Annotated in this window: 25 protein-coding genes and 1 pseudogene; 17 read left to right on the plus strand and 9 right to left on the minus strand. The window is 71.4% G+C overall.

The window, feature by feature from the left end:
* The first annotated feature begins 114 nt into the window (after nucleotides 1–114).
* Nucleotides 115–882 carry a phosphoglyceromutase gene (locus tag ABZ795_RS12990; protein ID WP_327023925.1) on the plus strand — a complete coding sequence of 256 codons (768 nt, stop codon included), beginning with the start codon at nucleotides 115–117 and terminating at the stop codon, nucleotides 880–882.
* Nucleotides 883–949: 67 nt separating this feature from the next.
* Here the strand turns inward: ABZ795_RS12990 and phoU are convergent, their stop codons facing one another.
* Complete coding sequence (gene phoU / locus ABZ795_RS12995) at nucleotides 950–1,591, minus strand: phosphate signaling complex protein PhoU (RefSeq protein ID WP_327023926.1); 642 nt, start codon at nucleotides 1,589–1,591, stop codon at nucleotides 950–952.
* Nucleotides 1,592–1,800: 209 nt separating this feature from the next.
* Here phoU and ABZ795_RS13000 point away from each other — a divergent pair, with 209 nt between their 5' ends.
* Nucleotides 1,801–3,075 carry an ATP-binding protein gene (locus ABZ795_RS13000; protein WP_357530482.1) on the plus strand — a complete coding sequence of 425 codons (1,275 nt, stop codon included), beginning with the start codon at nucleotides 1,801–1,803 and terminating at the stop codon, nucleotides 3,073–3,075.
* A 23-nt stretch (nucleotides 3,076–3,098) separates the two neighbouring features.
* Complete coding sequence (locus tag ABZ795_RS13005; RefSeq protein WP_357530436.1) at nucleotides 3,099–3,782, plus strand: response regulator transcription factor; 684 nt, start codon at nucleotides 3,099–3,101, stop codon at nucleotides 3,780–3,782.
* Between the two features lie 10 nt (nucleotides 3,783–3,792).
* On the opposite strand, the gene ABZ795_RS13010 is transcribed toward ABZ795_RS13005, so the two are convergent.
* Nucleotides 3,793–4,602: a hypothetical protein gene (locus ABZ795_RS13010; RefSeq protein ID WP_327023928.1), complete on the minus strand. Its 810-nt coding sequence runs from the start codon at nucleotides 4,600–4,602 to the stop codon at nucleotides 3,793–3,795.
* A gap of 73 nt (nucleotides 4,603–4,675) precedes the next feature.
* On the opposite strand from ABZ795_RS13010, the gene ABZ795_RS13015 reads away from it, so the two are divergent.
* Both ABZ795_RS13015 and ABZ795_RS13020 read left to right on the plus strand, forming a co-directional pair.
* Entirely contained in the window at nucleotides 4,676–5,620 is a 945-nt protein-coding gene (locus ABZ795_RS13015) for a Ppx/GppA phosphatase family protein (protein ID WP_357530437.1), read from the plus strand.
* 76 nt (nucleotides 5,621–5,696) lie between these two features.
* Nucleotides 5,697–6,500 carry a sugar phosphate isomerase/epimerase gene (locus ABZ795_RS13020; RefSeq protein WP_357530438.1) on the plus strand — a complete coding sequence of 268 codons (804 nt, stop codon included), beginning with the start codon at nucleotides 5,697–5,699 and terminating at the stop codon, nucleotides 6,498–6,500.
* A 7-nt stretch (nucleotides 6,501–6,507) separates the two neighbouring features.
* Here ABZ795_RS13020 and ABZ795_RS13025 read toward each other — a convergent pair whose 3' ends face one another.
* The 3 genes from ABZ795_RS13025 to ABZ795_RS13035 are packed head-to-tail and all read right to left on the minus strand — an operon-like array spanning nucleotide 6,508 to nucleotide 8,531.
* Nucleotides 6,508–7,065 carry a CGNR zinc finger domain-containing protein gene (locus ABZ795_RS13025; protein ID WP_357530439.1) on the minus strand — a complete coding sequence of 186 codons (558 nt, stop codon included), beginning with the start codon at nucleotides 7,063–7,065 and terminating at the stop codon, nucleotides 6,508–6,510.
* 19 nt (nucleotides 7,066–7,084) lie between these two features.
* Nucleotides 7,085–8,251 carry a glutathionylspermidine synthase family protein gene (locus ABZ795_RS13030; RefSeq protein WP_357530440.1) on the minus strand — a complete coding sequence of 389 codons (1,167 nt, stop codon included), beginning with the start codon at nucleotides 8,249–8,251 and terminating at the stop codon, nucleotides 7,085–7,087.
* A 1-nt stretch (nucleotide 8,252) separates the two neighbouring features.
* Complete coding sequence (locus ABZ795_RS13035; RefSeq protein ID WP_327023933.1) at nucleotides 8,253–8,531, minus strand: hypothetical protein; 279 nt, start codon at nucleotides 8,529–8,531, stop codon at nucleotides 8,253–8,255.
* 173 nt (nucleotides 8,532–8,704) lie between these two features.
* Here ABZ795_RS13035 and ABZ795_RS13040 point away from each other — a divergent pair, with 173 nt between their 5' ends.
* From ABZ795_RS13040 to ABZ795_RS13085, 10 genes and pseudogenes are all read left to right on the plus strand, one after another.
* The gene (locus ABZ795_RS13040; RefSeq protein WP_327023934.1) at nucleotides 8,705–9,625 is read left to right on the plus strand and encodes a proline dehydrogenase family protein; all 921 of its coding nucleotides are present in this window, start codon (nucleotides 8,705–8,707) and stop codon (nucleotides 9,623–9,625) included.
* A 95-nt stretch (nucleotides 9,626–9,720) separates the two neighbouring features.
* Complete coding sequence (locus ABZ795_RS13045; protein WP_357530441.1) at nucleotides 9,721–10,521, plus strand: alpha/beta hydrolase; 801 nt, start codon at nucleotides 9,721–9,723, stop codon at nucleotides 10,519–10,521.
* A complete protein-coding gene (locus ABZ795_RS13050; RefSeq protein WP_327023936.1) occupies nucleotides 10,514–11,095 on the plus strand; it encodes a WHG domain-containing protein in 582 nt (193 codons plus the stop codon). Before ABZ795_RS13045 ends, ABZ795_RS13050 begins: the two co-directional genes overlap by 8 nt.
* A gap of 49 nt (nucleotides 11,096–11,144) precedes the next feature.
* A complete protein-coding gene (locus ABZ795_RS13055; protein WP_357530442.1) occupies nucleotides 11,145–12,530 on the plus strand; it encodes an efflux RND transporter periplasmic adaptor subunit in 1,386 nt (461 codons plus the stop codon).
* Nucleotides 12,527–13,235, plus strand: a pseudogene (locus ABZ795_RS13060) (ABC transporter ATP-binding protein); the annotation flags it as partial. The gene ABZ795_RS13055 and the pseudogene ABZ795_RS13060, both read left to right, overlap by 4 nt.
* 16 nt (nucleotides 13,236–13,251) lie before the next feature.
* Nucleotides 13,252–14,436, plus strand: coding sequence for an ABC transporter permease (locus ABZ795_RS13065; RefSeq protein ID WP_327023939.1), 1,185 nt, complete (start codon nucleotides 13,252–13,254; stop codon nucleotides 14,434–14,436).
* Between the two features lie 221 nt (nucleotides 14,437–14,657).
* Nucleotides 14,658–14,867 (plus strand): helix-turn-helix domain-containing protein, encoded by a 210-nt coding sequence (locus ABZ795_RS13070; protein ID WP_013736082.1) that lies wholly within the window; start codon nucleotides 14,658–14,660, stop codon nucleotides 14,865–14,867.
* A 220-nt stretch (nucleotides 14,868–15,087) separates the two neighbouring features.
* Complete coding sequence (locus ABZ795_RS13075) at nucleotides 15,088–15,189, plus strand: AURKAIP1/COX24 domain-containing protein (RefSeq protein WP_007465623.1); 102 nt, start codon at nucleotides 15,088–15,090, stop codon at nucleotides 15,187–15,189.
* A gap of 116 nt (nucleotides 15,190–15,305) precedes the next feature.
* Nucleotides 15,306–16,379, plus strand: coding sequence for an NAD-dependent epimerase/dehydratase family protein (locus tag ABZ795_RS13080; protein ID WP_357530443.1), 1,074 nt, complete (start codon nucleotides 15,306–15,308; stop codon nucleotides 16,377–16,379).
* Nucleotides 16,376–17,344 (plus strand): lysophospholipid acyltransferase family protein, encoded by a 969-nt coding sequence (locus ABZ795_RS13085; protein ID WP_327023941.1) that lies wholly within the window; start codon nucleotides 16,376–16,378, stop codon nucleotides 17,342–17,344. The genes ABZ795_RS13080 and ABZ795_RS13085 overlap by 4 nt, the downstream gene beginning before the upstream one ends.
* A 13-nt stretch (nucleotides 17,345–17,357) precedes the next feature.
* Here the strand turns inward: ABZ795_RS13085 and ABZ795_RS13090 are convergent, their stop codons facing one another.
* The 4 genes from ABZ795_RS13090 to ABZ795_RS13105 all read right to left on the minus strand — a co-directional run bounded on the left by ABZ795_RS13090 (nucleotide 17,358) and on the right by ABZ795_RS13105 (nucleotide 20,570).
* Nucleotides 17,358–18,257 (minus strand): HAD-IB family hydrolase, encoded by a 900-nt coding sequence (locus tag ABZ795_RS13090; RefSeq protein WP_357530444.1) that lies wholly within the window; start codon nucleotides 18,255–18,257, stop codon nucleotides 17,358–17,360.
* A gap of 107 nt (nucleotides 18,258–18,364) precedes the next feature.
* A complete protein-coding gene (locus ABZ795_RS13095) occupies nucleotides 18,365–19,207 on the minus strand; it encodes a DUF5667 domain-containing protein (protein WP_327023943.1) in 843 nt (280 codons plus the stop codon).
* Between the two features lie 269 nt (nucleotides 19,208–19,476).
* On the minus strand, nucleotides 19,477–20,427 hold the full coding sequence (locus ABZ795_RS13100; RefSeq protein WP_327023944.1) for an ECF subfamily RNA polymerase sigma factor, BldN family: 951 nt from the start codon (nucleotides 20,425–20,427) through the stop codon (nucleotides 19,477–19,479).
* Complete coding sequence (locus ABZ795_RS13105) at nucleotides 20,424–20,570, minus strand: hypothetical protein (RefSeq protein ID WP_327023945.1); 147 nt, start codon at nucleotides 20,568–20,570, stop codon at nucleotides 20,424–20,426. Before ABZ795_RS13105 ends, ABZ795_RS13100 begins: the two co-directional genes overlap by 4 nt.
* Nucleotides 20,571–21,050: 480 nt before the next feature.
* Here ABZ795_RS13105 and ABZ795_RS13110 point away from each other — a divergent pair, with 480 nt between their 5' ends.
* On the plus strand, nucleotides 21,051–21,302 hold the full coding sequence (locus ABZ795_RS13110; protein WP_327023946.1) for a glutaredoxin family protein: 252 nt from the start codon (nucleotides 21,051–21,053) through the stop codon (nucleotides 21,300–21,302).
* 39 nt (nucleotides 21,303–21,341) lie between these two features.
* Entirely contained in the window at nucleotides 21,342–22,004 is a 663-nt protein-coding gene (locus ABZ795_RS13115) for an HAD hydrolase-like protein (protein WP_327023947.1), read from the plus strand.
* Nucleotides 22,005–22,245: the final 241 nt, after the last annotated feature.

The following is a 22,245-nucleotide window of genomic DNA, read 5'->3' on the forward strand; positions in this document are numbered from 1 at the left end:
GACAACCCTTACAACCTAGTGGCGCTCCGGAAGCAAGGTCATCCGGTTTTCCACGTGGTGGTCGTCACGACCCTTCCCGCGCGTACGTTCCCGGGTTACGGCAGGATGATCGGCATGACAGCGAGCGAGGGACCCACCGTCGGGACGCTGGTCCTGTTGCGGCACGGCGAGAGCGACTGGAACGCCAAGAACCTCTTCACCGGCTGGGTCGATGTGGACCTGACCGAGAAGGGCGAGAACGAGGCGCGCCGCGGCGGCGAGCTGCTGCGCGAACACGACCTGCTGCCGGACGTGGTGCACACCAGCGTGATGCGCCGCGCCATCCGTACCGCCGAACTGGCGTTGAACGCCGCCGACCGGCACTGGATCGCGGTGCGCCGGTCGTGGCGGCTCAACGAGCGGCACTACGGCGCCTTGCAGGGCAAGAACAAGAAGCAGACCCTGGAGGAGTACGGCGAGGAGCAGTTCATGCTCTGGCGCCGCTCGTACGACACCCCACCCCCACCCATCGCCGACGATGACGAGTGGTCTCAGGTGGGCGACCCGCGGTACGCCCTGCTGCCGACCGAGCTGATGCCCCGTACGGAGTGCCTCAAGGACGTCGTCGAGCGGATGCTGCCGTACTGGTACGACTCGATCGTGCCGGACATCCTGGCCGGTCGGACGGTGCTGGTGGCGGCGCACGGCAACTCGCTGCGCGCCCTGGTCAAGCACCTGGACCAGATCAGCGACGAGGCGATCGCCAAGCTGAACATCCCCACCGGGATTCCGCTGCGCTACGATCTCGACCCGCAGTTGCGTCCGCAGACCCTGGGCGGTACCTACCTGGACCCGGAGGCGGCCAAGGCGGCCGCTGCCGCGGTAGCCAACCAGGGCCGCTGAGCTTTCGCTTGTTAAGAAGGGCCCCCTGCTATACGCGAGGCGTTAACAGGGGGCCCTTCCTTGCAGTTCAGGCGGGTTTGCCGGTGATCAGGTAGACGACGTGTTCCGCGCTGTTGACCGCGTGGTCGGCGAACCGTTCGTAGAAGCGGCCCAGCAGGGTGGCGTCGATGGCGGTCTCCACCCCGTACGGCCAGTCCGCGCCGAGCAGCACCCCGAACAGGCCCCTGTGCAGCTCGTCCATCGCGTCGTCGTCGCTGTCCAGTTCGGCGGCCAGGTCGGCGTCCGGGTGGGCCAGCACCCCTGCGATCTTCTCCGCCATCCGGTCGGCGATGGTCGCCATGTCGGTGAAGACCGGCCGCAGTTCCGCCGGCACGGCGGGGGAGGGGTGGCGGCGCAGGGCGGTCTTGGCCACATGGTCGGCCAGGTCGCCCATCCGCTCCAGGTCGGCGGCCACATGCAGGGCGGTGATCATGGCCCGCAGGTCGGAGGCGACCGGGGCCTGCCGGGCCAGCAGGTCACAGACCCGCTCCTCCACCTGCCGGTACAACTCGTCGATCTGGGCGTCCTGCTCGATGACGGTCTCGGCGGCCCGCCGGTCGGCGGCGAGCAGGGCCCGGGTCGCCTGTCGTAGCGCCGCCCGGACACCCTCGGCCATCTCCACCAGCAGATGGCTGACGGCTTGCAGTTCGGCCCGGAACTCGTCGCGCATGCTCACGTCCTGTCGTTCGTCGGTGCCGGCCGGTCTCGGCCGACGATGCTTTTGCGCAGGTCGGCGCCCAAGTTAGGGCCGCTGGAAGGCCCGGAGGTGAACGCCGGTGAACTGAGCCGGGCGCGAAGGTGAACTTTCCCGGAAGTGAGCGTGCTTCGCCCGTTTTCGCCCGGTAGTCGGGTCAGCATTGACCCTACGATCACCGAGTGATGTGGGCAGTGACGGCGGCAGTGGCCGGGGCGCTGGCAGCCGGAGTTGTCGTCGGGCTCTGGCTGTCCGGACTGCTGCCCGAGGCGCCTGGTCCGGGCGGCTCCCCCCGCCGGGGGTGGGGCCGGCTCCGGTTCGGTAAGGGGAGGGACACGATCGTCGAGGATGTGCAGGTCGGTCTGGGCCGACGAGCGATCGACTCGCTGCGTGCGGGGGTCGTGGTGCTCGACGCCGAGGACCTGCCGGTGCTGGTCAACCCCGCAGCCCGGGCGTTGGGGCTGTTGCGTACCGGGGCCCAGCCGGGTTCGGTCATCGCGCACCCGTTGGTCCGTACCCTGGCCGGGCAGGTCCGCCGCACCGGGGTGCGTCGCGAGATCGAGCTCGACCTGCCCCGTGGCCGCGACAAGGAGAACCCGCTGGGGGTGCACCTGCGGGCGATGGGGCTGGGCAACGGCCATGTGGCCGTGGAGGCGGTCGACGTCACCGAGTCCCACCGCCTGGCCCGGGTCCGCCGGGACTTCGTGGCCAACGTCAGCCACGAGTTGAAGACGCCGATCGGCGCGCTGCAACTCCTGGCCGAGGCCCTGCTGGACGCCACCGAGCCGGCCAGCGTCGGGCCGCCGGACCGCTCCGAGGACCTGGTCGCCGCGCGTCGCTTCGCCGAACGGATCCAGCACGAGTCGACCCGACTGGGCCGGCTGGTGCAGGAGTTGCTGGAGCTGACCCGGTTGCAGGGCGCCGAACCGCAGCCCGCCCCGGAACCGGTCGCGGTGGACTGGGTGATCTCCGAGGTGATAGACCGCACCCGGACCGCGGCCACCGCCCGCCGGATCACCGTGGCGGTAGAGGGGCAGCGTGGGCTGACGGTGTACGGCAGCGACAGCCAGTTGGCCACGGCGGTGGCGAATCTGGTGGAGAACGCGGTCAACTACTCGAGCGCGGACACCACCGTCCTGGTCACCGCCCGGGCCACCGCCGATCATGTCGAGATCGCCGTCACCGACCAGGGCATCGGCATCGCCCCCAACGAGGTGGACCGGGTCTTCGAACGCTTCTACCGGGCCGACCAGGCCCGTTCCCGCGCCACCGGCGGCACCGGGCTCGGGTTGGCGATCGTCAAGCACATCGCCAGCAACCATGGCGGACGGGTCGAGGTGACGAGCACCCTGGGTGGTGGGTCCACCTTCACCCTCCGGCTGCCCGCCCGTCCCCCGGAGGATCTGCTGTCCGCCCTGCCGGGTATCGAGCCCGGTCCGGCCGAGGTCCCGCAGAGTTGAGTACGAATGGAGAGGAAAGGCCGTTGAGCCGGGTACTGGTGGTCGAGGACGAGGAGTCGTTCTCCGACGCCCTGTCGTACATGCTCCGCAAAGAGGGCTTCGAGGTCTCCGTGGCCGCCACGGGCACCGCGGCCCTGACCGAGTTCGACCGCAGCGGCGCCGACATCGTGCTGCTCGACCTGATGCTGCCCGAGATGTCCGGTACCGAGGTCTGCCGTCAGCTACGCCAGCGCTCGCACGTGCCGATCATCATGGTCACCGCCCGGGACAGTGAGATCGACAAGGTGGTGGGCCTGGAGATCGGGGCCGACGACTACGTCACCAAGCCGTACTCCCCCCGGGAGCTGGTGGCCCGGATCCGGGCGGTGCTGCGCCGGCAGAGCGTGGAGACCGTGGAGTCGGGCTCCGCCACCCTGGCCGCCGGGCCGGTCCGAATGGACATCGAGCGGCACGTCGTCACGGTCGCCGGGGCGGCCGTGCAGTTGCCGCTGAAGGAGTTCGAGCTGCTGGAGCTGCTGCTGCGCAACGCCGGGCGGGTGCTCACCCGGGGCCAGCTCATCGACCGGGTCTGGGGCGCCGACTACGTGGGCGACACCAAGACCCTGGACGTGCATGTCAAGCGCCTGCGCTCCAAGATCGAACCGGAGCCCTCCTCGCCACGGCACATCGTCACCGTGCGGGGTCTCGGCTACAAGTTCGAGCCCTGATTCGTCGCGGTCAGGCCGGGTCGGCGGGGTGCGGAGCGGTCAGACCCTGCCGCAGCCGGGTAGCGCACAGCTCGGCCAGCTTCGCGTACGCGGGGGCGCCGATGAGGGCGGTCAACTCCGGGCCGTACGACAGGTACATCGGCTCCGCCCCGACGTGCGCGTCCGTGGAGGAGGTGCACCACCAGTCGAGGTCGTGACCGCCGGCGCCCCAGCCCCGCCGGTCGAACTCGGCGAGGGTGGAGACCAGCACCTTGGTGTTGTCCGGCCGGGTGACCCAGTCCTGATCCCGGCGGATCGGCAACTGCCAGCACACGTCCGGCTTGTACTCCAGCGGATGCACCCCGTCGCGCAGCGCCTGGGCGTGCAGGGCGCAGCCGCCACCGGCCGGGAAGTCCGCGTCGTTGAGGAAGACACAGGGCCCCTCGGCGTCCCGGGTGGCCGTCCGCCGGGCCGGGTTCTTGCCGTCCACGGTGTCGTTCTCGGTCCAGTTCTTGAACCCCCGACGGAAGTGCTGCCAGGTGGCCGGGGTCAGCCGCTTGACCGCCGCCCGGACCCGCTTCTCGTCGTCGGAGTCGGTGAAGAAGGCCCCGTGCGAGCAGCAGCCGTCGGCGGCCCGCCCGGCGATGATGCCGTGGCAGCCCTGACCGAAGATGCATGTCCAGCGGGAGAGCAACCAGGTGAGATCGGCGCGCACCAGGTGCCGCTCGTCCGCCGGGTCGACGAATTCGATCCACTCCCGGGGGAAGTCCAGCGGCACCTCACGGCTGCGCGGGTCCGCCGGGTCGTCCACCAGCACGCGGAGTTCGATCTGCCCTGTCACCCGGCCCAGCGTACGCGGGGTGGGCCGGGTGGGCCGGGCAGTGCCGCGAACGGATTGCCCTAGGGTCGTGCCCATGCGACTGGGTGTCCTGGACGTCGGTTCCAACACGGTGCACCTGCTGGTGGTCGACGCCCAGCGGGGTGGGCATCCCTGGCCGGCGCATTCCGAGAAGGCGGTGCTGCGGCTGGCCGAGCAGTTGGGGCCGGACGGTGCCCTGCCCCCGGCCGGCGTGGACGCCCTGGTCGAGGCGGTCGGCGCGGCCAGGGCCTCGGCCACCGCGCTGAAGGTCGACGAACTGCTCGCCTTCGCCACCTCCGCGGTGCGCGACGCCACCAACGGCGCCGAGGTGCTCGCCCGGGTCCAGGAGACCACCGGCGTACGCCTGGAGGTGCTGCCGGGGGCCGACGAGGCCCGGATGACCTTCCTGGCGGTGCGCCGGTGGTTCGGTTGGTCGGCCGGTCGGCTGCTGGTGCTGGACATCGGGGGTGGCTCGCTGGAGATCGCGGCCGGTGCCGACGAGTACCCCGACCAGGCGGTCTCCCTGCCGCTGGGGGCGGGCCGGCTGACCCGGGACCGGCTGGCGGTGGATCCGCAGAGCCCGGCACCGCCGGGACCCCAGGCGGTCGACGAGCTTCGGGAGTACGTGGAGAGCCTGCTGGAACCCGTGGCCGAGCGGATGGCCGAGGTGGGCTGGGAACGCCCGGTGGCGACCTCCAAGACCTTCCGTACCCTGGCCCGGTTGGCCGGGGCCGCCCCCAGCAGCGCCGGCATCTGGACCCGTCGCCGACTGACCCGCGCCGGGCTGCGCCAGGTGCTCGGCTTCATCCGGCACATCGCCCCCGCCCAGTTGGCCGAGCTGGAGGGGGTCAGCGCCGCTAGGGCGCACCAGTTGCTGGCCGGTGCGGTGGTCGCCGACTCGGTGCTGCGCCGCCTGGGTGTCGACTCCCTGGACATCTGCCCGTGGGCGCTGCGTGAGGGTGTGATCCTCGATCGACTGGATCGGTTGGCGCCAGAGTGACATTCCTCGGCCGGTTTGACCGCATTGCTGAGTTCTCGTCGCATTGGTGCAATCGATGGCGGCTACCCTCGGTGGTGTGACCTCCCGAGTTCCCGTACTCCTGTCCACGTCCTCGGTCTTCCCTGAACGCACCGCGGCGGCCTTCCAACTGGCCGCCGAACTCGGCTACGACGGGATCGAGGTGATGGTCTGGACCGACGCCGTCAGCCAGGACGTCGGGGCGCTACGGGGGCTGGCCGAGCACTACGGGGTGCCGGTGCTCTCCGTGCACGCCCCCTGCCTGCTGGTGACCCAGCGGGTCTGGAGCCCGGACCCCTGGGAGCGGCTGCGCCGCTCGGCCATCCTGGCCGAGACGCTCCAGGCCCCGACCGTGGTGGTGCACCCGCCCTTCACCTGGCAGCGGGACTACGCCCGCACCTTCGCCGACGGGTTGGACGAGGTGGCCGGGGAGTTCGGCGGGATCCACATCGCGGTGGAGAACATGTACCCGGTCCGGATGGCCGGCCGGCAGTTCGTGCCGTACGCCCCCGGCTGGGATCCGACCACGGTCGGCTACGCCTCGTACACCCTGGATCTGTCGCACTGCGCCGCCTCGCACACGGACGCCCTGGGGATGGCCGACCGGATGGGCTCGGGCCTGGCCCATGTGCATCTGGGTGACGGCACCGGGGAGGGCCGGGACGAGCACCTGGTACCCGGCCGGGGCGGTCAACCCTGCGCCGAACTGCTGCGGTCCCTGGCCGGGCGGGGTTTCACCGGCTCGGTGGCGGTCGAGGTCACCACCCGGGGCGCGAAGAGCCGGCAGGACCGCGAGGCGGACCTGCGTCAGTCCCTGGCCTTCGCCCGCGAGCACCTCAGCGCCACCCCGGTCGAGGCCTGAGCGGCGGTCAGGACACCGGGGTCAGCGGGTCGGTCTGGGTCGGCACGGCCGCCCGCTTGCGGGCCCGATGCGCGGCCACGTGGGAGCGGGTGGCGCACCGCTCCGAGCAGAACCGGCGGCAGCAGTTCGACGAGGTGTCCAGGTAGACGTTGCCGCAGCGGTCGTCCGCACAGACACCGAAACGGGCGCTACCGTACTCGCAGAGCCATACCGACAGCCCCCACACCGCACCGGCGAGGAATTCCGAGCTGACCGAGGAGCCCCGGCTGGTCACATGCATGTGCCAGTCGCTGGAGTCGTGGCCGGAGATGCGCGGCTGCACCGGGAACGCCTCCAGCAGCGAGTTCAACTCGGCCACCGCCTCGGCATCGCGCCCGGAGGTGCCGTACTCGAAGACGTCGCGCAACCGCTTCTGCACCCGCCGGAAGACCGCCAGGTCGCGCTCCACGACCTCGTCTCGCATCCAGGCGTTGTCGTCCGGAAAAATAGCCCGTAGGTCGTCGAGGCCGTCCAGGTGGGCGTTGACAAGGTCAACTCCGGTCCGGGCGTACGCGTCGAAGTTCACCCCTCCAAAGGTAGTCCACTCATCCGCCGCGCGGCGCGTCGATGTAGTGCGGCAGGAATCGCGCATAGCCGTCAGTGATCAGACTCACGCTCTCCCGCAGCCCCACCCCGGCCGACTCACCGTCGACCGTCCAGCTCCCCAGGACCAGCCGATTCCCGGCGAATTCCGGCAGGGCCCGGAACTCCTGGTAGCAGAAACCCTCGTCGCCGTAGTCACCCGGATTGTTGAACTCCCCGGTGGGGGTGACGATGCGTACCGCCGCACCCTCCCGGCCCAGCAGCGGCTTGGCCACGTACTCCGACATTCCGCGCGGTGAGTCGAGGTAGGCCGGCAGCAGCAGCTCATGGCCGGGGTACAGCTCCCAGAGCACCGCCAGCAGCGCCTTGTTCGACAGCAGCAGCTTCCAGGCCGGCTCGATCCAGGTGGTAGGGGTGCCCGGTTCCAGGGCCAGTGGGCCGTACGGCTCGGCGAGCATCCACTCCCAGGGGTACAGCTTGAAGCAGGTCGTGATTGGCTGGTCGGTCCGGTCGATGAAGCGACGGCCGTCCCAACCGATCTGCTGGATCGGCAGCAGGGTGACCTCCAGCCCGGCCTGGCGGGCGGTCTCGGCCAGGTAGCCGGCGGTCATGTGGTCCTCGCCGGACTCCTCCTCGTTCGACCAGACCACATGCACCCGGCGATCGTGCAACCCGGCACCGATCTTGGCCCAGGCCCCGACCAGTCGCTCGTGCAGGCTGTTCCACTGGTCCAGCTCCGGCCGGGTGTGCTCCAGCCAGAACCACTGGATGATGCTCGCCTCGACCAGGGCGGTGGGGGTGTCGGCGTTGTACTCCAGCATCTTCGGCGGCCAACTGCCGTCGTACCAGAGGTCGAACCGGCCGTAGAGGGTCGGCGGGGACTCCCGCAGGGATCGGGCCACCGCCTCGGCCGCCCACCTGGGAATGCCGAACTCGGCGTACCGGTTGCGGGCCACCACATGCTCGGCGGCGGCCACCGACATCCGGTGCAACTCCTCGGTGGCCTCCTCCAACCGCAGCACCTCGTCCAGGTCGAAGGCGTAGGCGGCGGTCTCGTCCCAGTACGACATCACCTCGCCGTCGGGCAGTTCGGTGTCCACATACACCAGACCCTGCTCCCGGATGGTGCTGTCCCAGTCGGGACGCGGGCTGACCTCTACGCGGCGCATCTCAGCCCCCGCAGGAGGCCTGGTGGGAGCCGAAGCCCCCGCGCTCCGGCACGGCCGAGGCCACCGGCTCCGTCACCGGGCGCCCGACCCCGATCTCGGCGCCGGGTGAGGGGGTACGCACGGCCATCGCCACGGTGTCGCCACCCCCACCCGGGCCCATCGCGCAGTCGTCATCGTCGTCGGAGGTCATGTTGCAGCCGGAGAGAGTGAGGGCCAGGGCGGTGAGGGCGCCGAGTTGCACCGAGGCGGAGCGGAGGCGGCGTCGGGGGAGTTGTTTCACGCCATCGTTGTAACCGATGAACGCCAGGCTCGCCGCCCCGGGCTGGGGTTCAAAGGCGGATGGAAGGCTTCCCCCTCTCTCCTCGAAGTGTTGAAAGGGGGCCCTTCCCTACAACGCGGGCGGGGTGGGCTGGGGGCGCAATCTTGGGGCCGGGTGGGCGATACCCTCGGCTCATGCTCCGTTCCGTGATTCTCGCCGCCTCCCGGTCATCCCGGGTCGAGCGGCTCGTCGCGACGGCCCCGTTCTCCCGGGACGTCGTGCGCCGGTTCGTCGCCGGTGCGCAGACCGCCGACGCGTTGCGCGTGACCCGCGAACTCGTCAACGGTGGCCTTGCGGTCACCCTGGACCACCTCGGCGAAGACACTCTCAACCCCGAGCAGGCCATCGCCGTACGCGACGAGTACCTCGCCCTGCTGGGACGGTTGGCCGAGGAGGGGCTGACCCCCGCGGCCGAGGTGAGTGTCAAGCTCTCCGCGCTCGGTCAGGCCTTCGACGAGCAGTTGGCCTACGACAACGCCCGGGCGATCTGCGCCGCCGCCGAGGCCGCGCGGACCACGGTCACCCTGGACATGGAGGACCACACCACCACGGACTCGACTCTCGACATCCTGGCCAAGCTGCGCAAGGACTACCCCTCGACCGGGGCGGTGCTCCAGGCCTACCTGCGGCGTACCGAGTCGGACTGTCGTGACCTGGCCGCCGCCGGGTCCCGGGTGCGGTTGTGCAAGGGGGCCTACAAGGAGCCCGAGTCGGTGGCCTACCAGTCGGCCCGCGAGGTGGACAAGTCCTACGTGCGGTGCATGAACATCCTGATGTCAGGCGACGGCTATCCCATGCTGGCCACCCACGACCCCCGACTGATCGCCATCGGTGAGGACCGGGCCCGCTGGTTCGACCGGGCGCCGGACCGTTTCGAGTTCCAGATGCTGTACGGCATCCGGCCCGAGGAGCAGGACCGGCTGGTCGGCGAGGGCTACATCGTGCGCACCTATGTGCCGTACGGCGACGACTGGTACGGCTACCTGATGCGCCGGCTGGCCGAGCGTCCCGCCAACCTGGCCTTCTTCGCCCGCGCCCTGACCTCCCGCAAGTAACCACCCACCCATCCGAACGGCCTCGGCAGGTTCCACCGGACCCTGCCGTGGTCCCGTCTTGACGTCGGTTGGCTAATGGAATTAGCCTAAGGGCTATGAACACTAGCTTCGCGAAGCGTGGCGACGGACGGATCGCCTACGAGGTGCACGGTCAGGGGCCCTTGGTGGTGCTCTCGCACGGCATGGGGGAGAACCGCCACTCCTACCGGCACCTGATTCCCCTGCTGGTGGCGGCCGGATACCGGGTGGCCTCGGTCGACGTACGCGGCCACGGGGACTCCACCATCGGGTGGGCCAGCTACGCCCCGGCCGAGGTGGGCGGCGATCTGCTGGCGGTGGTCCGGGAACTCGGCGGCGGGCCGGCCACCCTGGTCGGCAACTCCTCCAGCGCCGCCGCGGTGGTCTTCGCCGCCGCCGAGGAACCGGCCCTGGTCAACGGGATCGTGCTGGTCGGCGCCTTCGTGACGCAGCCGAAGCTCAACCCCGTCATGCGGTTGGGGGTGTGGGCGGTGGTCCGCAGTCCCCGGCTGTTCGGCATGTTCCACCGCACCCTGTTCCCGGTCCATCGCCCGGCCGACGACGCGCAGTACCGCAAGAACCTGGTGACCGCGCTGCGGCGGCCCGGCCGGATGCTGCCGGTCCGTGAGGTGGCCGCCCCGGTCGCGCCACACTGGACCACCCTCGCTACGCAGGTGCGTCAACCGGTGCTGGTGCTGATGGGCACGAAGGACCCGGACTTCCCCGACCCCGGTGCCGAGGCCCGGGCCGCCCGGCGCCTCTTCCCCCTGGCCGAGGCCCGGATGATCACCGACGCCGGGCACTACCCGCACGCCGACCGTCCTGAGGCGATGGCCGCCGAACTGACCACCTTCATGGCGGTGACCGATCGTGCCTAGGGTCGGGCTCAACCCGCAGATCGTGGTGCGTGAGGCGGCCCTGCTGGCCGACGAGGTCGGCTACCAGCAGCTCACCCTGGCCGCGCTGGCCGGTCGGCTCGGGGTCGCCCTGCCCAGCCTCTACAAGCACATCAAGGGCGCCGAGGCGTTGGCGCAGAAGCTCGCCGCCCTGGCCACGGCCGAACTCGCCGAGGAGATGACCACGGCCGCCGCCGGGCGCAGCCGGGAGGAGGCCCTGCGGGCCGTGGCCACCGCCTACCGGTCGTACGCCCGACGGCATCCCGGCCGCTACCCGATGGCCCAGCGGGTGCCGGATCCGGCCGATCCGGCGCATGTGGCCGCCGGTGAGCGGGCGGTCGGGGTGGTCTACGCCATCCTGCGCGGGTACGGCATCGAGGGCGACAGCGCGGTCGACGGGGTACGCATGTTCCGGGCCGCCGTACACGGCTTCGTGGCCCTGGAGGCGGCCGGTGACTTCGGCCTGCCCCGGGAGGTCGACCGCTCCTTCGAGCAGATGATCACGGCCCTCGATGTGGCCTTCTCCGCCTGGCCGGGCGGCACCGACCTGGACTGACGGCATGGCGGGTCGTCGACCGGTCCGCCGGGGCTCGTAGCATGGGCCGGTGCGCCGCCACGACTCGCCGCGGCTGCTCGCAGCCACGCGGCCCCGCCTGTACACCGCCCTGCTAGCCGTCACCGTGCTGACCCTCACCAGCGCCGCCTCCTGCGGCGAGGACGAGGCACCGATCGCGCTGGCCTCGGCCGTACGGGCAGCGGTGGCGGAGGAGATCGACGCCCCGGCCACGGTCGTCGCCCGGGCGGCGGCCACCCTGACCGCTCCGGCCGACGGCACCCTGCGCAGCCTCCGGGTGGAGCCGGGACAGCGGGTCAGGCGCGGCCAGGTGCTGGCCGTGATCGACTCACCCTCGGCCCGGGAGCGCCTGAAGCAGGCCCGGAAGGCGCTGGATGCCGCCAAGCGGGCCGGTGGGGGTGGCGGCGGCAACCTGGTCGGATCCCTGCGGGGCACCGACCGGGCCGCCGCGAAGGCACACGCCGCCGCCCGCGCCGCCGCCGGCAAGATCAGCGACCCGAAGCTGCGCAAGGCACTGCTAGCGCAGGTCGAGTCCGCGCAGCGGCAGTACGCCGCCGCCGCGCGCGCCGCCGACCAGGCGGTACGTGAGGTGCAGCGCGGGGTACGCAGTCTCAACTCCGCAGTCGGGGCCCTGGCCACCGCCCAACGCCTCCAGGCCCAGCAGGCGTACGACCTGGCCAAGGCGACCGTGGACGCGCTGACCCTGCGGGCACCGATCGCCGGGGTGGTCCAGCCCGGCGGGGTCAGCTCCGGGGACGCCTCCGCCAGCGCCCTGGCGGGGCTGCTCGGCGGCGGGGGAGCCCTGCCGCCCGGCCTCGAACCGAGCGCGCTGGGTGCCCCGGCGGCCGGTCCGCCCGCCGGGGTGGACACGGCCGTCCCGGTCGGCGGTCGGGTGACCGCCGGAACCCCGGTGCTGACCGTGGTGGACACCGGCGAACTGGGGCTGCTGGCCGAGGTGGACGAGACCGACGTGCTGCTGGTCCAGGCCGGTCTCACCGGCACGGTCGAGTTGGACGCCGTCCCCGGTGCCAGCTACCCGGCCACCGTCCGCTCAATCGACGTGCTGCCCAGCACCTCGGCCCGGGGCGGGGTCAGTTACCGGGTCCGGCTCTCTCTGGGGGCGGGTCAGTTCGGTGAGGCCGAACCGGCACCGACCCCCCGCCCCGGGATGAACGCGGTGCTGCGGTTGCAGGTCCGCGAGGCCAGCGACGCGGTGACCGTACCCGCCTCCGCGATCTTCTCCGCCGACGGCCGGGACACCGTCTGGGTGGTACGCGAGGGCCGGGTGGGACGGGCCTCGGTCACGGTAGGGGTGCAGGGTCAGGATCTGGTGCAGATCGTCGACGGGGTGCAGCCCGGTGACCGGGTGGTGGTGCGCGGCACCGACCAGGTGCGCGACGGCCAGGAGGTCGGGTGAACCCCGCCATCGAGGCGGTAGAGGTGTCCCGGACGTACCAGCTCGACGGGGTGTCCGTACCGGCCCTGCGGGGGGTGACCCTGACCGTGGCGTCCGGTGACTACGTGGCGTTGATCGGGCCCTCCGGGTCCGGGAAGTCCACCCTGATGCATCTGCTCGGGGGCCTGGACCGGCCGACCGGAGGGCGACTGGTGATCGGTGGGCGGGAGGTGGGGACCCTCTCCGCCCCCGAGCTGGCCCGGCTGCGCAACGAGACCATCGGCTTCGTCTTCCAGGCCTTCCACCTGCTGCCGCGTACCACCGCGGTGGACAACGTGGCCCTGCCGCTGGTGTACCGGGGGGTCAGCGCCCGTCAGCGGCGGGCGCGGGCCGCGGCCATGCTGGAACGGGTCGGCCTGGGGCACCGCCTGGACCACCGTCCCAACCAGCTCTCCGGCGGCGAGCAGCAGCGGGTGGCGATCGCCCGTGCCCTGGTCACCGACCCGACCGTGCTGCTGGCCGACGAGCCGACCGGCAACCTGGACAGCACCACCGGGGCCGCCGTACTGGAACTGCTGGAGCGGCTGAACGCCGAGTCCGGGGTGGCGTTGGTGATGGTCACCCACGACTCGGAGGTGGCCGCCCGGGCCCGCCGCCGGATCACCATGCGCGACGGCGTCGTCGTAGCCGACAGCGCCGTGGCCGGCACTCCCGGTGTCGCCGCCTCGGGTGGGGGCGCCTCGTGAGGCTGGCCGAGGCGTGGCGGGTGGCGGCGGACGCGCTGCGGGCCAACCGGATGCGCAGCCTGCTGACCATGCTAGGGGTGATCATCGGGGTCGCCTCCGTGGTGCTGCTGGTGGCGATCGGCACCGGCACCAAACAGACCGTCGAACAGCAGGTCGAGGGGTTGGGCTCGAACCTGCTGCTGGTCGTACCGGGGCGGCTGGACGTGGGCTCGGCCCCGGCGGTCTCCCCGCTGACCCTGCAGGACGCGGAGGCCGTCGGCCGGGTGGTCGGCGACCCTTCCCGGGTGGCCGTGACGGTGGCCTCCGGGGCCACTGTCCGGGCCGGTGGCCGGCAGGATTTCACCACCGTGCAGGGAGTGCTGGAGACCACCCCGACGGTCTTCGCCCGGGACCTGGCCCGGGGTCGCTACCTGACCCGATCCGACGTGGACACCGGCCGCCGGGTCGCCGTTCTGGGTGACTCCGTCGCCCGGATCCTCTTCCCCGACCGGGAGGCCGTCGGGCAGCAGGTGAACCTGGCCGGGGTGCGGTTCCGGGTGATCGGGGTGTTCACCCCGCTCGGGCAGAGCCTCGGCGTGGACCGGGACGACGAGGTGCACATCCCGGTGACCGCCGCCCAGCGGCTGTACGGCACCCAGCGGGTGGACGCGATCGCGGTGCGGGCACCCGACCGGGACCGGATCGAGGAACTCGGCCAGCGGATCGTGACCGAGTTGAACGGCCGGCACCCGGGTACGGAGTTCAGTGCCGTCACCCAGGAGCAGATCCTCGGCGTCCTCGGCGACATCCTGGGCATCCTGACCGGGGTGCTGGCCGCCATCGCCGGCATCTCGCTGCTGGTCGGCGGGGTGGGGGTCTCCAACATCATGCTCGTCTCGGTACGCGAACGGACCCGGGAGATCGGCCTGCGCAAGGCGGTCGGCGCCCGCCCTCGGGACATCGGGGTGCAGTTCCTGCTGGAGGCGGTGCTGCTCACCTCGATCGGCGGGCTCACCGGAATGGCCCTGGGGGTGGGGGGAGCCCTGCTGGTGGCCGCCGTCTCGCCGATCCCGGCGGCGGTCACCTGGTGGTCGTTGGCGCTGGCCTTCGGCGTCTCGGCGGCGGTGGGGATCATCTTCGGGGTGGTACCCGCCCAACGGGCCGGCCGCCTGGACCCGGTGGTCGCCCTGCGGGCCGAGTGAACCCGCCGTGGCCGAAGATGATCACCGTCGGCAATTCGGGCACACGCCACCCGACCAGGGGTTTTCCACCGACCATCCGGTTCCGGATCGTGATCAGTTGCAGGAAGGGATCGCGCCGGTCACAGCCGTCCCGCTACCGTACTGGTAACACGCGCGTCGCCGGCCGCGCGGGAGGACCCGTGGGGCGGCACGCGCAGGGCATGGGATGGGTCGGGTGAGCCATGGCCGGGTCACCGTCCGACGGTCGGCTGTCGGATGTCAAGTTCCTGACCGTCGCCGAGGTGGCGACCGTCATGCGAGTGTCGAAGATGACGGTCTACCGTCTCGTGCACAGCGGTGAGTTGGCCGCTGTGCGGGTCGGCAGGTCGTTCCGGGTGCCGGAGCACGCCGTGCACGAGTACCTCCGTGGCGCCTTCCAGGAGACCGCCTGATCCGGGTGTCAGACCGTCCGGACAGGGCCCGGTAACCGGCATCGACCGGGGGCGCGTTGGTCCGGATGACGTGGTCCCGCTACGCTGGACAGCGATCGTGACCGTTGGTGCGCCCGCCGCCCACCCCGCCGGTCCGGTCCGTTGTCCGTAAGCGGTCGCCGACGTCACCGGTTCGTGGCGTCTTCCGGTCGCGCCGCATGTTGCATCGAAAGGCTTTCGTATGGGCTCGGTGGTCAAGAAGCGCCGCAAGCGCATGGCTAAGAAGAAGCACCGCAAGCTGCTGCGCAAGACCCGCGTCCAGCGTCGCCGTCTCGGCAAGTGACGGATGCCGGGCGCTGCCCGGCCTTCGCCGCTTGCCAACTGTCGACCCTCGGAGGCTCAGGTGATCAGGCCGTGGCTGTCCCGGCTCGGTCCCAGCCGCCGGGGTAGGTGCGAGACATGACCCCCGGTGGCTCATCGAGCCTCCCGGGGGTCGTCGTCGTGACCGGGGTCAGCCGATACCTCGGTGCCCATGTCGCCGCCCGGCTGGCTGCCGACCCCCGCATCGAGCGGGTCATCGGCATCGACCTGCCCGACCCGAGTCCGGAGGTCGCCGGCCTGCTGGAGCAGGTGGAGCGGATCCGGGTGGACGCGGGTTCGGTGGGTGGACTCCTCGCCGACCTGGATGTCGACACGGTGGTGCATCTGGCCCTGGTCAGCGCCCCGGATCACCAGCAGGGCGGCCGGTCGGCGATGAAGGAACAGAACGTCATCGGCACCATGCAGCTGCTCGCCGCCTGCCAGCGGGCACCCCGGCTACGCAAGCTCGTGGTCCGGTCCTCAACCGCGGCGTACGGGGCCTCCTTCCGGGACCCGGCGGTCTTCACCGAGGAGACCGAGCCCCGTGAGGTGCCGCGTGGCGGCTTCGGCCGGGACATCCTCGACATCGAGGGCTACGTGCGTGGCTTCCGGCGACGGCGGCCCGATGTCACCGCCACGGTGCTGCGGTTCGCCCCGTTCATCGGGTCGACGGCCGACACCACCCTGACCCGCTACTTCTCGCTGCCGGTGGTGCCCACCATCCTCGGCCGGGACGCCCGGTTGCAGTTCCTGCACTTCGACGACGCCCTTGAGGTGATTCACCGCTCGGTGACCGAGGAGCACCCGGGCACGTACAACGTCGCCGGTCCGGGGGTGCTCGCGATGTCCCAGGCGATCCGCCGGGCCGGCCGGCTGGCCGTGCCGATCCTGGAACCGGGCCTGTCCGGGGCCGCAGCCCTGGCCCGGACCATGGGGCTGGGTCGCTACGGCCTGGACCAGGTGGACCTGCTCGTGCACGGCCGGGTGGTGGACACCACCCGCCTGGAGCGGGAGTACGGCTTCACCCCCCGATCCACCGCGGCCGCCTTCGACGACTTCATCCGGGCCCACCACGGGCGGTCCGTGGTGACGCGCGAGCAACTGGCCGCCGCCGAGCAACTCGTGCTGGAACAGATCCGGCGGGTGCGTGCGGCCGTGCGGGAGCAGCAGTGAGCGAGTTGGAGATGCGCAGCGACGACGAAACGCGCCCGGACAACCCCTCCCCGGCGGTCGACCCTGCCCGGCACAACGGGCACCACCCGGCGCCCCGGCAGCCGGCGGTGCCGGAGAGCCCCGGGGACCTCTGGGACCGGCGGATCGCGGGCGGACTGGCCTTCCTGCGTCGGCGGCTGGCCGGCGACTACGAGGTGGACGAGTTCGGCTTCGATCCGGAGTTGACCGAGGCGGTCTTCCATCCGCTGCTGCGTCGGCTCTACCGGGACTGGTTCCGTACCGAGGTCACCGGCCTGGAGCACATCCCCGCCGAGGGGGCGGGCCTGGTGGTCGGCAACCACTCCGGCACGGTGGCGTTGGACGCCCTGATCCTCTCCACCGCCCTGCACCACGAGCACCCCGCCCACCGCTACCTGCGGCTGCTTGGTGCCGACCTGGTCTTCCGGATGCCGGTGGTCTCCGAGATCGCCCGCAAGACCGGGGGCACCATGGCCTGCAACCCGGACGCCGAACGGCTGCTGCGCGGCGGTGAACTGGTGGGGGTCTTCCCGGAGGGCTTCAAGGGCATCGGCAAGCTGTACGCGGAGCGTTACAAGCTGCAACGCTTCGGCCGAGGGGGTTTCGTCTCGGCGGCCCTGCGTACCGGCACCCCGATCATCCCGGTGGCGATCGTCGGTGGCGAGGAGATCTACCCGATGCTCGCCGACCTGAAGCCTTTGGCCCGGCTGCTGAAGCTGCCCTACTTCCCGGTGACCCCGACCTTCCCCTGGCTGGGACCGCTGGGCATGGTGCCGCTGCCGAGCAAGTGGCTGATCGAGTTCTGCCCGCCGATCCCCACCGCACACCTGGTCGACTCCGCGGACGACCCCCTGGTCGTGTTCAACCTCGCCGACCAGGTACGCGAGACCATCCAGCAGACCCTGCACGAACTCCTCGAACGCCGCCCGGACCCCTTCGGCCCCTAGCCGCCGACCAGGGTCAGCGGACGGGGCGCCGTTCCCCGGGGCTGCGCTCGCCACGGCGACGGCGCTGCAACGCCATGCCGGCCGTGACCGCTCCGGCCACCAGCCCGGCAGCGGCCGTGGAGGGCACAGCGATCTTGACGGCCCGGCGGCCGGTGCGGAAGTCGCGTACCTCCCAACCGCGCTGGCGTGCCTGACGCAGCAGGGCGGTATCCGGATTGACCGCTACCGCCCGGCCCACCGCCGACAGCATCGGCAGATCGTTGGCCGAGTCGCTGTAGGCGCTGCAGAGGCTGAGGTCCAGCCCTTCCACGGCCGCCAGGGCGGTGACCGCCTCGGCCTTGACCGGCCCGTGCATCAGGTCACCGACCAACCTGCCGGTGTACGCCCCGTCGACCACCTCGGCGACCGTCCCGATCGCCCCGGTCAGGTTCAGTCGGGTGGCGATCACCCGGCCGATCTCCACCGGGGCGGCGCTGACCAGCCAGACCCGTTCACCAACGTCCAGGTGACCCTGCGCCAGCCGCCGGGTCCCCGCCCAGATCCGGGGGGCCATCAGCTCGTCGAAGATCTCCTCCGCCAGGCGTTCGATCTCCTCGACCCGCCAGCCCTCGATGAAGGCCAGGGCGGCCTCCTTGGCCTGTGACATGTCCCCGGCGTGCTCGCGGGCCAGCAGCCGGAAGCGGAGCTGTTGCCAGGCGAACCGGGCCAGATCCGCCGTGGTGAAGTAGTTGCGGGCGGCCAGACCGCGGGCGAACCAGTAGATCGAGGCGCCCTGCATCATCGTGTTGTCCACGTCGAAGAAGGCTGCGGCCCGTGGGTCCGGCGCTACCGGGGGAGCCGGCTCGGTCTCGGCCCAACCTGTGGTGTGCCCGTGCACATCCGTGCTGACGGTCACCTTCCGGTTGCGCGCCACCGACGCCCCCTCACCTCGTCCGGATCTCTGCTGCCCTTCCGCGAGGGTAACCGCCGGTCGCGGTGCCGACCGGGGGAGTCGCCCGGCCGGGAGGTGTCACACACTGTTCAGGCGCAGGTGCCGGGCAGGGGGCCCAGGCTGTCGCTGCCGGTGCCGACCGGCTGGCCGCAGGCGATCGTGGTACGCAGGGCCTCGGCGCGTTCGGTCACTGAAGCCAACAGCAGCAGGGACCGGGCGGTCCGCTCCCGGTCGGCACGGGACCCGTTGTCCAGCAGGGCGTTGAGGGCCCGTCGCTGCCGGACCAGGAAGGCGTCCACCGCGTCCAGCGCCGCCGGATCGGAGCGCTGCGCCGCGGCCTCGGTCAACAGGCGTACGCCCTGCCGGGTGTCGGCGTCCATGTCATCCAGCACCGCGCGGTAACCGGACCGGCTGCCCTCCAGGGCGGAGGCTTCGGCCAGCCGGGTCCGGGCGAAGTCCAGGAAGAGCTGCCCCCGGCTGATCTCGGAGCTGGCCAGCGCGAGCTGGGCCCGCTCGGTGCTGCGCTTCATGCCGTACAGTGCGTCGCCGGGCACGGCGTTCTCGCTGGCGGCGGAGATGCCGGAGACCGCGATGGCACCGGCCGCGATGCCGACCAGGATGGCACCCCGGGCGCGAGCCCGACGTGCGGTGACGGCCGGTAGCAGGGCCCGGTTGGTGCTGACCTTCTCGGCCGGGGCGGTGATGCCCTCGCGCTCGGCGGTGGCCACCAACATGGCCCGCAGGCCGGTCCGGAAATCCGGATCCACCTCGGGCGTCGGCGGGTCGGCGCTCAACTGCCGACCCAGCCCCACCAGGGGCGTCAGCTGGTCGTCGAGTCGGGAGCGGACGTGATGGCGTCGGCCACCGTTCGCTTCGTCGAGTAGCTGCGCGAAGCGCTCGGCGCGCCGTCGGGAGAAGAGGGTGTCGTCCACCGCGGCACCTCCTCTCGCTGGGCGCGGCCGGTCGGCCGCGATCGCCACCAGCGACCGATGAGCGCGTGACATCACGGCGAACTCGCCGGCGTCGTTGCCCGTCGTCCGTAGCCCGAGGCCAGGCTGTCACCGGTCGCACCCGGAGAAACGCGCCGTGCCGGGGTGGGGTTACGGGCCGGCCGGAGTCGGAAATCACCCAAAGTGATGGCGGTGAGTCCCCGGTCGGGACCGGCGTCGGCCGGGTGGCCGGCCGGTCTGCGCCGGGCCGGTCACGCCTGGAAACCGTCCGGCAGCAGCCGGGCCAGCGCGCGGACCGCACGGTACTGGAGGGCCTTGATCGCCCCCTCGTTCTTGCCCATCGCCCGAGCCGTCTCGGCCACCGAGAACCCCTGGAGGAAGCGCAGCACTATGCACTCCTGCTGCTCGGGGTTGAGCCGTTTGACGGCGGTCAGCAGGGCGACATTGGTGATGTGTTCCACCACGGCCGCCTCCGGGCTGCCCTCCGGGCCACGATCCTCCCGGTCGGCGTCGAGCACGTCACCGGTGGTCACCTCCAACCGGTACCGACCCGACTTGAAGTGGTCGGCGACCAGGTTGCGGGCGATGGTGACCAGCCAGGCTCCCAGGTCACGGCCCTGCCAGGTGAAGCTGCCGATGCGCTTGAGGGCCCGCAGGAAGGTGTCCGAGGTGAGGTCCTCGGCGAGTTGCCGGTTGCCGACCCGGAAGTAGACAAAGCGGAAGACGGTGTCGACATAGCGGTCGTAGATCAACCCGAAGGCCTCGGCCTCCCCGGCCTGGGCCCGTTCCACCAGGGCCCACACCTCCGTGGCCGGATCGGAGGGATCCGGGCGACTCGGGTACCCGGTGGAGGTGTCCACCGGGGCGGTCACCGCGGGGATCACCGCCGTCTCGGCCGTCGGCAGGTCGGCCACCGGGGTGTCACCGCCGCTGCGCCGGGCCTGGGCCGGCATGGTCGGTCGGCTCGGGGTGGCCACCCCGCCGCCGGCCGGCATCGCGTTGGCCCCGGGCGCCGCTGGTCGGTGTGGTGGTTCGTTCGGGTGTGGTCGGTTGCCGTACCGGCGCGTGGTGCTCTCACCTCGGCTGGCCAGGTTGCCCGTCGTGCTCTGCGGAGCGTGGGCGGCCCCGCGCTCGTTCACCGGGACCCGCGCCGCCGGACCGGTGAGGCCCGTCGGACGGTGCGCGAAACCGAAGGTGGTCATCGGCCCACCTCCATTCCATCGCAGACGAGGACGTCGGCGGTGGCCGGTTGACCGGCCGGATCACCGCCGGACAGGTCGACTCCGGGGCGTGCCGACTTGCGGCAGTACCCCTTGAGGTGCTGGTCCAATGCGCTGACGGGCACGGGGGCCTCCTCGGGCTGAGGGGTGTCGACTCACGGCAAATGGGGTGAGCCGACCCGAGTGATGATAGGGCCAACGTCACCCGCGCGTGGCAAGTCCGTTACACAGGGCCAAAGTATTTCCCGACGTGTCGCACCCCTGCCGGACCGGTTGTCCGTCGAGTGTGGTTGACAATCGCCGGTCCACCTGATCTGAAGCAGTTGTGCAGGTCAGGTCGATGGTGGAGGGTGCCGCCAGGCGTTACCGCGGGGGTTGGGTAGGGCCGGTCGGCCTTCCTGGTCCGGGTGAGCTCGACGCCGCTGCGCGTACCCTCGGTGACGTTCACAGGTTCCGTCAACGGGACTGTCGCGCTTGCGGCAACCGGGTCGATGAGTGCACCCGGGGACCGATCGCCGGCCGCGCGCGTAACCTGGCGAGGTTGGCGTGCCCGACCGAGGTCGGACCGAGCAGCCGACATCACCCCGGCACGACGGAGGAGACCGATGCCTGAGCCCCGCCTGATGCTGATCACCCGCCCCGGCTGTCACCTGTGTGAGGACGCCAAAGCAGCGCTGGACCGGGTGGTCGCGGTCACCGGCGACCAGTGGACCGAGCGGGACGTCAGCGGTGACATCGAGCTGGAGCGCGAGTACGGCGACCGGCTGCCGGTGGTGCTGCTCGACGGCAAGGAGCACGGTTACTGGCGGGTCGAGGAGGAACGGTTGCTGCGTGACCTGACCACGCCGCAGCTCTGACGGGGGCCCGACGAGGGGGAGCGCCGATAGAGTGCGGCGATGACCCCTTCGCACCCCCACCTGGTCTGGGACTGGAACGGGACCCTGCTGGACGATCTGAGTCTCGTGGTGGCCTGCACCAATACCGTCTTCACCCGCGAGGGCGGGCCGACGGTGACCGCGGAGGAGCACCGGGTCCGGTTTCGTCGACCGATCGCCGACTACTACGCCGAGGTGCTCGGTAGGGCGGTGGACGACGAGGCCTTCGGCCGACTGGACCGGATCTTCCATGAGGCGTACCGGCGGGGTCTGACCAGCTGTGCCCTCGCCCACGACGCGGTGGACGCGATGGCGGCCTGGCCGGGCAGTCAGTCCCTGCTGTCCATGTGGTTTCACGACGAGCTGGTGCCGACGGTGCAGACCTACGGCCTGACCGGCCGGTTCGCCCGGGTGGACGGCCTGCGGGCCACGGTCGGCGGCGACCGTAAGGCCGAGTCCCTGGTGCGGCACCTGGCCGAACTCGGCGTCGACGGCCGCTCGGTGGTGCTGATCGGCGACTCGCTCGACGACGCCGACGCGGCTCTCGCCGTCGGGGGCCGTGCGGTGCTCTATTCCGGCGGCTTCACGGACCGCTCCCGCCTGATCGCTTCCGGTCATCCGGTGGCCGAGACCCTGACCGAGGCGGTGACCCTCGCCACCACCCTGGCCGCCCCGGCGAGCTGATCATGAATTCCGTACGGCGACAACTACATGATCAACAAATTGGGTTGGGCCGATGGGGCGCGTGTAATTGGTCAGAGAAGTCGGGATTGAGGGATAATCGCGCAGGTGTTCCCGGGAAGCGGGAGCGAGCGTCGATCTTGTTGGGCGGAGGGGCTGGTGGGGACGGGGGGCGGAGCAGCAAGATCGCGATTTGTGCACGTCTTCACAAGCGCCTACTCTGTAATTCCGACGCGCCCTGCTA

The sequence above is a fragment of the Micromonospora sp. NPDC047134 genome, from assembly GCF_040643455.1.
In the GTDB taxonomy this organism is placed as follows: Bacteria; Actinomycetota; Actinomycetes; order Mycobacteriales; family Micromonosporaceae; genus Micromonospora.